The sequence below is a fragment of the Streptomyces sp. NPDC049879 genome, from assembly GCF_044461265.1.
Taxonomy (GTDB): Bacteria; Actinomycetota; Actinomycetes; order Streptomycetales; family Streptomycetaceae; genus Streptomyces.
This window is the reverse complement of sequence record NZ_JBITKT010000002.1, coordinates 730,520-742,165: the sequence shown is the minus strand read 5'-3', so window position 1 is coordinate 742,165 and position 11,646 is coordinate 730,520. Positions and strand designations below refer to the sequence as shown.

Below are 11,646 nucleotides of genomic sequence, written 5' to 3'. Positions count from 1 at the left end.
GACCATTCAGGAAAGTTCCGTTCCGCTATTGCGTCCGACAATGAACGCATGCTGGAAACCTCCGCACGCCTGCTGCGCCTGCTGTCCCTCCTCCAGACCCCCCGCGACTGGACGGGCGACGACCTCGCCACCCGCCTCGACGTCACGCCCCGCACCATCCGCAACGACGTCGAGCGCCTCCGCCGCCTCGGCTACCCCGTCCACGCCACCCGCGGCCCGGCCGGGGGCTACCGCCTCGGCGCCGGTTCGTCCCTGCCGCCGCTGCTGCTGGACGACGAGGAGGCCGTCGCCGTCACGGTCGGCCTGCGGACGGCGGCGGGCGGCTCCCTCGCCGGGGTGGAGGAGTCGTCCCTGTCCGCCCTCGCCAAGCTGGAGCAGGTCCTCCCCCCGCGGCTGCGCCGCCGCGTCGCCGCGCTCGGCGAGTACACCGTCACCTCGGCCGCCCTGCCCGGACCGCGCGTCGCCCCCGACCTGCTGACGCTGCTGGCGGGCGTCTGCCGCGACCGCGAGCGGCTGCGCTTCGACTACCGGACGCACGGCGACGACGCCAGCCGCCGCGACGTCGAGCCGTACCGCCTGGTCAACAGGGGCCGCCGCTGGTACCTGATCGCCTGGGACACGGACCGGGAGGACTGGCGCACGTTCCGCGTGGACCGGATGACGCCCCGCGTGCCGACCGGCCCGCGCTTCACCCCGCGCCCGCTGCCCGAGGAGGACCTCGCGGCGTACGTCGGCCGGGGCGTGCGGGAGGCGCGCGAGCCGTTCACCGCGCGCGTGACGGTGTACGCGCCGGCCGAGACCGTCGTCCGGCGGCTCGGGTCCTGGGGGCGCCCCGAGACGGTGGAGCCGCTGGACGGGGAGTCGTGCCGCGTGACGTTCGGCGCGGACTCGCCGGGGTCCATGGCGCGCTGGCTCGCCGTCCTGGACGCCGACTTCGACGCCTCCGGCAGCCCCGAACTGGCGGCGGCCGTCCGCGAGCAGGCCGCCAGGTACACCCGCGCGGCGAATCCCGGCGGCGCCTGACGCACGCCGCGCCTACGCTGACCCGTATGCATCTTTTCGTCGCGGGCGCCGGCGGCGCCGTCGGCCGCTCCCTCGTCCCGCGGCTCCTCGCGGCCGGGCACCGGGTCACCGGCACGTCGCGCAGCGAGGCCGGGGCCGCGCGGCTGCGGGCCGGTGGCGCCGAGGCGGTCCAGGTGGACGTCCTGGACGCCGACGCCCTGCGGGACGCGGTCGTCGCGGCGGCGCCCGACGCCGTGCTGCACATGCTCACCGACCTGTCCGGCGCGGACGGCGCCGCCAACAGCAGGCTCCGCCACGAGGGCACCCGCCACCTCGTGGACGCCGCGCGCGCGGCGGGCGTCGGCCGCATCGTCGCGCAGTCGATCGCCTGGGCCTACGCGCCCGGCGCCGACCCGGCCGACGAGTCCGTCCCGCTCGACCTCGGCGCCCCCGAGCCGCGCGGCGCGACCGTCGCCGCCGTGGACGCGCTGGAGCGGATGTCGGCCGAACTGCCCGAGGCCGTCGTGCTGCGCTTCGGCCTGCTCTACGGGCCCGGCACCTGGTACGCCCCGGACGGCGCGGCCGCGGCGGCGCTGCGGGGCGAGCCGGGGCCGCCGTTCCTCGGCAGCGTGGCGCCGGACGCGGCGGTCAGCTCCTTCGTGCACGTGGACGACGCGGCGTCCGCCGCCGTCGCCGCGCTGGACTGGCCCTCCGGCCCGGTCAACGTCGTGGACGACGAGCCGGCCCCGGCCCGCCTGTGGGTGCCGGTCCTCGCCGCCGCCGTGGGCGCGCCGCCGCCGGAGCCCGTGGCGTCGGACGAACGCCCCGGCTGGGCCCGCGGCGCCCGCGCCGACCTCGCCCGCTCCCGGGGCTGGCACCCCAGCCGTCCCACATGGCGGACAGGATTCCCCGCGATGTGAAACGTTAGCTGGCCCTTACACGCACTCGTTCCGTATCCTGTGCCCATGCAGAACCGCGCAGACGTCCCCGCCCTGGCGGCACGCGCCACCGGGGCGCCGGCCTCGCCCATACGTGCACTGCTCGCCCTGACCGCCCGCCCGGAGGTCATCTCCTTCGCCGGCGGACTGCCCGCGCCCGAGCTGTTCGACGCCGAGGGCCTGCGCGCCGCGTACGACCGCGTGTTGACCGAGACGCCGCAGCGCGCCCTCCAGTACTCCACCACCGAGGGCGACCCCGCCCTGCGCCGCGCCGTCGCCGACCGCCTCACCGGTCGCGGCCTGCCCACGGAAGCGGACGACCTGCTGATCACGGCCGGTTCGCAGCAGGCGCTGACGCTGCTGGCCACGACGCTGCTCGAACCGGGCGACACCGTGCTGGTCGAGGACCCGACCTACCTCGCGGCCCTCCAGTGCTTCGCCCTCGCCGGGGCCCGCACCGTCCCCGTGCCCACCGACGGCCAGGGCATCGACCCGGCGGCGCTCGCCGAACTGATCGACCGCGAACGCCCCAAGCTGCTCTACACCATCCCCAACTTCCAGAACCCGACCGGCAACACCCTCTCCGCCGCCCGCCGCCAGGCCATCGCGCGCACCGCCGAACGCCACGGCGTGTGGATCGTGGAGGACGACCCGTACGGCGAACTGCGCTTCGAGGGCGAGCCGGAGCCGTGGATCTCGTCCTTCCCCGAGGCGGCGGACCGCACGGTCCTGCTGGGCAGCTTCTCCAAGATCATGGCGCCGGGCCTGCGGCTCGGCTGGCTGCGCGCCCCGGCCGCGCTGCGGCACCACTGCGCGGTGGCGAAGCAGGCGGCCGACCTGCACACCTCGACCATCGACCAGGCGGCGGCGGCCCGTTACCTGCTGGACAACGACCTGGACGCCCACCTGGCGCGCGTCCGCGCGGACTACCGCCTGCGCCGCGACGCCCTCCTCACCGGCCTGCCGGACGCACTCCCCCACGGCAGCACGTGGAACCGCCCGCAGGGCGGCATGTTCGTCTGGGCCCACCTCCCCGCGGGCACCGACGCAACGGCCGTGCTGCCCAAGGCACTCGACCACGACGTGGCCTTCGTCCCCGGCGCCCCCTTCTACGCGGACACCCCCGACCCCGCGACAATCCGCATGAGCTTCACGGCCCACACCCCCACCGAGATCACAGAGGGCCTCCGCCGCCTGGCCAAGGCGTTCTCCTGATCACTCGGCGCAGGGCATCTGCTGGAGCATGGCACGCATGTAGGGCTCGATCAGCCTCGCCAGAACCGCACGGGATTCGGCGTCGTCCTCGGGATGATCGGCGCGCAGGGCGATCATGAACCATTCGATGACGGACGCATCCTCGTTCCCGATGGTGCACGGCGCCTTGGCCATGGCGAACCCGGGCCAGACCACAACGTCGAAATCTCCCGCGATCTCCTCCGCGTCGTCCATCGAGTAATCCAGATCACGGGAGCTGAGATACGAGTCGAATCTGTCCAGTGCGGCGGTCCGGGTCTCGAAGACGTCCTCACCGTCGAGGTCGTATCCGCAGTTCTGCCCGACGAGAAGCTGCATGTCCTCGCTATAGCGGCCCGTCACCTGCAATTCCGTGCCGGGTGGGAACAGCGGCTCGTACAGTTCCTGCGGGACATCGATTCCGCAGAGATCCTGTGGCAGAGCGTACTCCCGCTCCTCGGGCTCCCCACCGCAGGCAGCGAGCAGCACCATGGAGACGACGGTGCAGACCAGGCGCACCGGACGGCGCCGAGCAGGGTCAGGACTACTTCTCCACATTCTCGGGCTCCCAGTTCTCCTCGTTCTGGAAGTGGTCGTCGACCACTGGAATGACCACATCCCGGAACGCGTCCAACCGGGGATCGGTCACATCGTCGGCACGGGGATCGACGCCCAGCGACAACGCGAGTGCGGAGAGGACCGCATCATGCGTCGCCGTGTAACCCGCGTGGTAACCATCCGCGGCATCCGCGGCAGCCTCCGCGCTGGTGTCACGCCGGAGATTTTCGAAGATGGCGTCCGACAATTCCCCGGCTCCCCATTCGATCAGCGGGCCGGCGACAGGGTATCTCTCGGCGGCTCGGCCGACGACCTCGTCAAGGAGAAAGCCAGACCATGTCTCGACCGTCTCCAGTCTGCTGTTGAACGCCTCGTCGCCCTCGACCGCACGGGAGTAGACCCCCTCCGCGTGCGCGTCGGCGAGGAACCCCGCGACCTGCGCACCGGGAATGACGGCGGCTCGCAGGAGTTCCGCCCTGTCGAAGCCTTCCACCCCTGGGCCGTTGATCGCGTAGTCGACCGAGAAGGCGGTGAACGTCTGCTGCGCGCCGAGCAGGACGGCGTACTCGTCCGGCGTTCTGGCGAGTTCGCTCAGATAACCGCCCAGGGCGTATTCGGAGAAGTCCGCCTGCGCCACACCTGGCGGCCCGGGTGTCATGCCGTGGGTGATGGCCTCCTGCACCTCCGCCATGTACGCGGCTGTCATGCGGGACAGTTCGGGGCGCATCGTGGCGAAGTCGCCGCCGTCGGCGATGCGTGCGGGGTTCTCGGAGAACTCGCGGACCACCGCCTCCATCACGCGGGCGCCCTCGTCGGTGCGGTTCAGGCCGTCCGTGGTGGGTGGTGCGCCATGGGGGATGCCCGTCGTCGCGGCCTCCAGCGCGGCGGCGAAGCCGGGGCCCGCCGCGTCCGGCAGGGCCGCGGGGCCGCTCGGCGTCGCCATCTCGTAGTGCGACCACGGGCGTTCGTTCAGCAGGTACTCCAGGCGGTCGTCGCCGCCCGCCGGATCCAGGTACGCGGAGGCGACGGCCGGGTCGTGGCTCATGATGCCGAGCAGCCCGTCCAGCGGGTCGAGGGCGAAGCGGCCGAGGTCGTCCGCGTCCAGGCCGTCGACGCCGCCCAGGTCGTCGCCTCTGAGCCGCCAGATGTTCGGCTCGCCGCCCCGCGCCGGGTCCTCGGCCGTCCGTACGCCGTCCGCGAGGTCGTGCAGGAAGCGCTCGCCCCACTCGCCCGGCGGTTCGGTGTCCATCAGGCTGACCAGCAGCTGGTAGCCGCGTACGTCCTGGTCGGTCAGTCCCGGGACCGCGTGCTCCGCGACGCCCGCCTCGTGGAGGTCCGCCAGGAAGCGCGTGTAGAAGCGGCCTTCCTCGCCGCGCGACCACTGACCGTACGCCGCCGAGCCGGGTTCCAGCAGGGGAACGCGCGTGGCCGTCGCGAGCGCGGTGGCGATGCCCTCGCGCAGGCCGGTGTGCCGGTCGGACGGGTCAGCGGTAACGCGCGCCGCCAGATCGACCAGTCCGTCCGCGCCGAGTCCGGCCAGCAGTGTGCGGCTGAACTCGGCGTCGTCGGCGTTCAGTTCGAGCAGCCGACGCAGTTCGTCCCACTCGGCTCCCGTCAGCTCCTCGCCCTCCGCCACCCGACGCGCCAGTTCCTCCGCACGGGCGCCGAGCACCTCGTCCACGTCGCTCCGCGCCGAGCCGTTGAAGATGCCCGCGTGCCGGCCGTCGCGCCCCTCCGCGACGCGGGCGAGGGCGAGCCGCAGATTCGTGTCGGCCTCGGTCAGGTCGGCGACCGCCCGGTCGACGCGCCGCTGCCACTCGGCGCGGGCGTCGTCGACGTCCGGGTTGCCGGTGCGGTCCAGCGCGTCCAGGACGACTCCCCGCGCGTCCACCACGAGACCGGCGTCCGCCGCGTCGGCGGCCACACCGGTGAGGACGGTGCGCAGCCGCAGCAGCTCCGACCTGCCGTCCCGCAGGAGCGCGGACAGCGCACGGGCCTCCGCCTCCGCCGCCTCCAGCTCGCCCGCTGTGTCGGAGAACCGCACGTGGGCGCTGTCGGCGGACAGACCGGTCCACAGGCGGCCGTGCCGCGTCAGGGCGCCGACCTCGCGCGCGTACTCCTCGGCGACACCGGAGTACCCGTCCGCCGCCGTCTCCAGGGCCTCGGCGGCGGACTCGAGGGCCGCCGCGAAGCCGTCGTCGAGGACGTCCGCGTACGTCACCACGGGTGGACCTCGCCGCGCAGCGCGGCCAGCCGGTACGCGATCTCGGCCTCCGTGCCCAGGAAGCCGGACGCCGCCGCCCGCAGCACCACGGCCTCCGCCTCCAACTGGTCTCGCAGGTAGCCCGCCTTGCGTGACCAGACCTCCGCCAGGTCGCGCAGCCCCGTCGCCGACTCCCAGCCGGACAGCCTGGCCGCCGCCCCCTCCAACTCCCCGACCGGCGCGTCGCCGACACGCGACGCGTCCGGCACGAGGTCCTGTTCGAGCCGGTCGGCCGCCTCCCGCTTGGCGCCGGAGTCCGCCGCCAGTTCCGGCCCCGGCACCGTACCGCCACCCGGCTCCAGGCCGTTCAGCCGCGTACGCGCCACCTCGTCCCGCGCCGCCGCCTGGTAGGCCGCCCACTCGGCGTCGAACGGATCGGTGTCCTGAGCCCCCTCCGTACCCACATCCCCTCCCCCATCTCCTCGCCCCCTACGATAAGCGGTCGCACCGACACAGCAGGTAGCAGCCCGTCAGCCCTTGACCGCGCCGTCCGTCAGGCCGGAGAGGACCGTGCGGCGGAACGCGAGGACCAGGACGGCGATCGGCACCGTGGCCGCCATCGCCGCCGCGAAGACGACCCCGTACGGCACCTGGTACCGGTCGCCGTACACCGCGATGCCCACCGGGATGGTGCGGAAGTCGTTCTCGCTGTTGAGAGTCAGCGCCATCAGGAACTCCGTCCACGTCGCCGCGAACGTGAAGACGCCCGCCGTGAACAGCGCGGGCCCCGCCTGCGGCAGGATCACGGACAGCAGCGTCCGCACCGGCCCCGCCCCGTCGATCGTCGCCGCCTCCTCCAGCTCGCCGGGGAGGTCGAGCAGCGAGTTGCGCAGCATCCAGATGGCGAACGGCAGGTGGAAGGCGACGTACGGGATGATCAGCCCTGGATAGCTGTTGAGCAGGCCGAGCCGCCGCTCCACCAGGTAGAGCGGCGTCACGACCGCGATCACCGGGAAGACCGAGATCATCAGCAGCCCCACCATCACGGGCCCGCGCCCGCGCATCGGCAGGCGCGCCAGCGCGTAGCCCGCGAAGAGCGCCAGGCCGAGCACGACGGCGGTGGCGCTGACGCACACGGCGACGCTGTTGAGGAGGTAGCGGTCCATGTCGGCCGCGTCCATCGCCGTGCGGTAGTTGTCGAGCGTCGGGTCGTCCGGCAGCAGCGTGGGCGGTGAAGCGCCCGCCTCCGCCGGGGACTTGAACGACGTCACCGCCATCCACACCAGCGGCGCCGCCGTCACCGCGACGAGCACGAGCGCACCGATCGTCACCGGGTTCACGTAACGGCGCACGCCCCGCCGCGCCCTGCCGCGCCTCATGCCGCGCCTCCCTCGTCCACCTGCGTCCTGAAGGCGCGCAGGAACAGCAGGCAGCAGAGCAGCACGAGCAGCCCCGTCGCCGACGCGATCGCCGCGCCCATCCCGATGTCCAGGTCCTGGAACAGCGACTTGTAGCCGAGCATGGCGAGCGACTGCGTCGCCGTCCCCGGCCCGCCCTGGGTGAGGACGAACGGCAGGTCGAAGATGCCGAACGCCTGGAGCACGCGGAAGAGCACCGCGACCGCCAGCACGGGCCGCAGCGCCGGGACGACGATGTGCCGGAACGCCGTCCACGCCCCCGCGCCGTCCATTTCGGCGGCCTCGTACCGCTCCTGGGGGATGCGGACGAGCCCGGCCAGGACGATGACGGCGACGAACGGCGTCGTCTTCCAGATGTCGGCGACCGCCATCGCCGTGATGGCGGGCGCGGGGGTGCCGAGGATGACCGGCGGTTCGCCGAGGAGGCCGTCGAGGAGCCATGTCACCGCGCCGTAGGTGGCGTTGTAGAGGTAGCCCCACAACTGCGCGGAGACGACGGTGATCATGGACCACGGGATGAGCAGCAGCGCCAGCAGCCAGCCGCGCCCGAACTCCAGCCGGTCCAGGAGGACGGCGACGGCCGTGCCGAGGACGAGTTCGACGGCGACGGTCGCCAGCGTGTACCCGACGGTGAACAGCAGCGCGTCGAACCAGGCCGGACTGGTCAGCATCGTCGTGTAGTTGGCGAGCGTCCACTGCTCGACGCGCATCCCGTCGTACGTCAGGCGCACGCGCGAGAAGCTGACGACGATCGAGTAGACCACCGGGAAGACCGTCACCCCGGCGACCACCAGCAGCGCTGGCGCGGTGAAGAGCCAGCCGGTACGCGCCCCGCGCCGCCGCACGCCCCCGCTCACAGCGACTCCCCGCGCAGCGCCGCCGCCATGTCGGCACGAGCCCCCGCGAGCGCGTCCGCCGCCGAAGCCCCGCCGCTGAGCACGGTGTTGGCCCGCGTGTACAGCGCCTTGCTCACCTGCGGGTAGCGCGGCGACTGCGTCGGCCTGGCGACGAGCCGCACCTCCCCGGCCAGCGCCAGCGTCGGCGTACGGGAGCCCCGCGCCTCGTCGCTCGCCCGCGCGGCGCTCAGCGCGGGCAGGTACGCCGTGTCCCTGACGATGATCATCTGTGCCTCCTCCCCGGCGCAGAACCGGGCGAACGCGACGGCGGCGCCCGGCTGCGCCGCGTGCGGGTTGACGAAGTTGCACCAGCCGCCGAGGCAGCCGTGGCCGCCGGGCCCGCCGCCGTCGAAACCGGGGCGCGGCATGACGCCGACCCGCCCCGCGACGGGCGAGCCCGCGCCCTCGACCACCCCCCAGACGTACGCCCAGTTGCGCAGGAAGACGGCGCGCCCGCCGGTGAACGCGTCGGTGGAGTCCTGCTCCTTGAACGTCGCCACCGCCGCCGGGACCACCCCGTCGGCGAGCGCGTCCTGGAGGAAGCCGAACGCCCGCTCGCCGGCCGCGCCGCCGAGCGTCACCCGGCCGCCGGTGGGGTCGAGGACGGTGCCGCCCGCGTCGGCGACGAGTTCGGCGACGTTGGCGGTCAGGCCCTCGTAGACGGCGCCCTGGAGGACGAGGCCCATGTCGGCGTCGCCCGCGCGCCGCACGGCGGTCGCCGCGCGGGCGACCTCCTCCCAGGTGCGGGGGACGGCGAGGCCGTGCTTGTCCAGGAGGTCGGCGCGGTAGTAGAGGTATGACTGGTCGATGTAGAAGGGGAACGCGTACGGCTCGTCCTCGAAGGACAGCGCGCGCACGAGTGCGTCGGGGAAGCCCTCCCAGAACGCGCCCGGCAGCAGCGAACCGAGCGGCAGGGCCAGCGCGTTGTACGCGAACTGCGCGGGCCACGCCACGTCGCCCATGTACAGGTCGGGGGACGGCGCGCCGCTCGCGACGGCGGTGGACAGCGTGGTCCTGGTGATGTCCGTGTTGGCGGGCGCCTCGACGAGGTTGACGCGGATGTTGGGGTGCCGCCGGCTGAACGCGCGGACGAGCGTCTCGCGCACGTCCCCGCCGTCCGCCGTGGCCATGCGGAACGACCACCAGTCGAGCGTGACGTCGCCGGTGGGCACCTCGGCGGCGGCGTCGAGGTCGGGGGCGCCGCCCGCGCCCGCGCCGCATCCGGTGGCCAGCCCGGCGGCGAGCCCGGTGCCCGCGGCGAGGAGGCGTCTGCGGCTCAACGACGTGGTGCGCGGCATGGGCCCGCCCCTTCCCGGCGTCCGGCTGGGTTAACGACCGCACAGGTGTCTACCCAGGGCGGGGGAGGTGACACCGGGGTGCGCGGGCGGTCGTACGCAATCGGGGCGGCGCGTGGCCTGCAGCGTCAACTGCCCACAGGACAGGGGGAACTGGCCGTGTCACGCGCCCGCCGCCGGACCGTAACGCCCGCGAAACGGCGCGGCGCCGCGCGGACGCCGCACCGGCGACCGGCCGCGCGTTCGCCGGAGTGAAGCCTTCACACCTGCTCGAAGTGCCACATCTGCGACGCCAGCCCGTTGCAGCGCCACTGCCGGACGTCGGTCCCCCAGTCGGTGCCGCCGTTCTCGATGTCCATGCAGTAGCCGCTGAGGACGGACTGCAACTGGTAGTAGCCCGCGCCCAGATCGCTGACGCGCCACATCTGCGCGGTCGTGTCGTTGCACGGCCACATGCGGATGTCGGCGCCCTCGACGCGTGAACTGGCCTCCAGGTCGACGCACTGGCCGAGCGCGTGCAGCGTGTAGATGCCCTGGCCGCGGAATTCGAGGGCGAACGTCTGGGACGGCTCCTGATGGCAGCCCCACGTCTGGACGTTGGTCCCGGGTGTCGTCCCCGAGCCGTGGACGTCGAGGCACAGCGTGGTGGGGGCGCTCAGCCTGTAGACGGCCCCGTCGTCCAGGCCGGGGACGGCGCCCGACGTGTCGGCGCGCGGCTCCTCCGGCTCGGGCTCCTCCTCGGGCTCGGGCTCCTCGGCCGGCTCCGGCTCGGGTTCGGGCTCCGGCGCGGGCGCCTCGACGGGCGGCGGCGCCGGGTTCACGGGCTCCGGCTCCGGTTCCGGCTCGGGTTCGGGCTCCTCGGTCGGCTCCGGCGCGGGCTCGGGTTCGGGCTCCGGCGCCCTCGGCCGCTCGACGGCGGGCGGCGCCGCGACGGTCCGCGCCACCTCGTCGTCGCCGTCCCCGCCGAGCACGCGCACGCCGAGCCCGGCGGTCAGCGCGAGCACGGCGAGCACCCCGGCGCCACCGATCAGCGACGTGAACACCCGCCGCCCCGGCAGCAGTCCGCGCCGCCCCACGGCGGGCCGGCGCGCGTACACATCCTTGAAGCGGCCGGACTCCGGCGAACTCCCCGGCTCCGTCGGGCGTTTCCTCACCATGGGTCACTCCTCGTCAGGCGCGGAGAGGGCGGACGACCCCGGCAGGCGGGGACATGCCAAGCATCAACCCGCACACGGTCCCGGACCACCCCTCCCCACCGCCCCGAAAGTACCCCAGCACACCACCCCCCACCCCACCGGGTCACCGCACGGCGGTGGGGGCCTTCGGGAGGGTGGGAGCCGCCGTTTTCGGGGAGTTCCGGGGGTTCGAAGTGACGTGGTGGCGGACGGAGTTGCATATGCACGTGCAGGGCGGGAAGACGGTGTCAGCCGGGAAAGGGGGGGCTCACCCGATCGGGTGATGTTCTGCGGTAGGGTCATGCCGCCCGCGCATATGCGGGCTGCTTGTGCCGCAGGTGTTGATGCCGGAATTCCGCCCTCAATACTTCATTTCCCGACGGTTGTCGCACGAACAGGCGGGTGAGTCCGGTCATTTGTCGTCCATTCGCGGTCCCCTGCGTACCTACCCGGAATGGTCCGGGGCCGTGGCGGGAAGCAGTCGGGCCGATGCCGTCTTTTGCACGGAACCGATGAACTCCCTGACGCCGGGGGAAGGCTGCGAGTAGCTTTTAGGCTGTACGTACATCCGGGCTGCGAGGATTCAGATGCCGCGGCCCACGCAAAAGGCCCCGGGGGCTGGCAACCAAGCCCGGGGCCTTCGATCGAACCCATGGGAGAGTGAGTATGTCCGACCGGCGCAGCCGATGGCGCTTTCTCCCGCCCTCGGCGTGCAACGTCATTCTGCCAAAGTTCGCCCGCCACGAAACCGTTTCGGCACCGCACGCACCCGCCCCTCGTCCCGGGAACGCGACCGGTGCCCGCGCGACCGCCTGAGACGCGGCCCGGCGCCCGGCGCACCCCCTTCACCGGCGGCGTTCCCCCACACCCGCCCGGCCCGTCCCTCCGTTCCCTGCCGCCCGCGGTGATTCTCCCCCCACACAGGAGC

The 11,646-nt window shown here is 73.4% G+C and carries 10 protein-coding genes; 3 read left to right on the top strand and 7 right to left on the bottom strand.

Annotation, left to right across the window (positions count from 1 at the left end; all coding sequences use genetic code 11):
• The first annotated feature begins 48 nt into the window (after positions 1 to 48).
• From ACIBPC_RS10430 to ACIBPC_RS10420, 3 genes are read left to right on the top strand one after another with little or no spacing between them, the layout of a single operon-like run.
• Positions 49 to 1,023 carry a helix-turn-helix transcriptional regulator gene (locus ACIBPC_RS10430; RefSeq protein ID WP_398842714.1) on the top strand — a complete coding sequence of 325 codons (975 nt, stop codon included), beginning with the start codon at positions 49 to 51 and terminating at the stop codon, positions 1,021 to 1,023.
• A 26-nt stretch (positions 1,024 to 1,049) separates the two neighbouring features.
• A complete protein-coding gene (locus tag ACIBPC_RS10425) occupies positions 1,050 to 1,922 on the top strand; it encodes an NAD-dependent epimerase/dehydratase family protein (RefSeq protein ID WP_398842711.1) in 873 nt (290 codons plus the stop codon).
• A gap of 45 nt (positions 1,923 to 1,967) precedes the next feature.
• A complete protein-coding gene (locus tag ACIBPC_RS10420) occupies positions 1,968 to 3,155 on the top strand; it encodes a PLP-dependent aminotransferase family protein (RefSeq protein ID WP_398842708.1) in 1,188 nt (395 codons plus the stop codon).
• On the opposite strand, the gene ACIBPC_RS10415 is transcribed toward ACIBPC_RS10420, so the two are convergent.
• The 7 genes from ACIBPC_RS10415 to ACIBPC_RS10385 all read right to left on the bottom strand — a co-directional run bounded on the left by ACIBPC_RS10415 (position 3,156) and on the right by ACIBPC_RS10385 (position 10,700).
• Positions 3,156 to 3,665: a hypothetical protein gene (locus tag ACIBPC_RS10415; protein ID WP_398842705.1), complete on the bottom strand. Its 510-nt coding sequence runs from the start codon at positions 3,663 to 3,665 to the stop codon at positions 3,156 to 3,158.
• Positions 3,666 to 3,717: 52 nt separating this feature from the next.
• A complete protein-coding gene (locus ACIBPC_RS10410) occupies positions 3,718 to 5,955 on the bottom strand; it encodes a hypothetical protein (RefSeq protein WP_398842702.1) in 2,238 nt (745 codons plus the stop codon).
• On the bottom strand, positions 5,949 to 6,398 hold the full coding sequence (locus ACIBPC_RS10405; RefSeq protein ID WP_398842699.1) for a hypothetical protein: 450 nt from the start codon (positions 6,396 to 6,398) through the stop codon (positions 5,949 to 5,951). Before ACIBPC_RS10405 ends, ACIBPC_RS10410 begins: the two co-directional genes overlap by 7 nt.
• A 66-nt stretch (positions 6,399 to 6,464) precedes the next feature.
• Positions 6,465 to 7,313, bottom strand: coding sequence for a carbohydrate ABC transporter permease (locus ACIBPC_RS10400; RefSeq protein ID WP_398842697.1), 849 nt, complete (start codon positions 7,311 to 7,313; stop codon positions 6,465 to 6,467).
• Entirely contained in the window at positions 7,310 to 8,209 is a 900-nt protein-coding gene (locus tag ACIBPC_RS10395; protein WP_398842694.1) for a carbohydrate ABC transporter permease, read from the bottom strand. The genes ACIBPC_RS10400 and ACIBPC_RS10395 overlap by 4 nt, the downstream gene beginning before the upstream one ends.
• On the bottom strand, positions 8,206 to 9,546 hold the full coding sequence (locus ACIBPC_RS10390) for an extracellular solute-binding protein (RefSeq protein WP_398842692.1): 1,341 nt from the start codon (positions 9,544 to 9,546) through the stop codon (positions 8,206 to 8,208). The genes ACIBPC_RS10395 and ACIBPC_RS10390 overlap by 4 nt, the downstream gene beginning before the upstream one ends.
• Before the next feature lie 257 nt (positions 9,547 to 9,803).
• Positions 9,804 to 10,700 (bottom strand): RICIN domain-containing protein, encoded by an 897-nt coding sequence (locus ACIBPC_RS10385; protein WP_398842689.1) that lies wholly within the window; start codon positions 10,698 to 10,700, stop codon positions 9,804 to 9,806.
• Positions 10,701 to 11,646 lie beyond the last annotated feature (946 nt).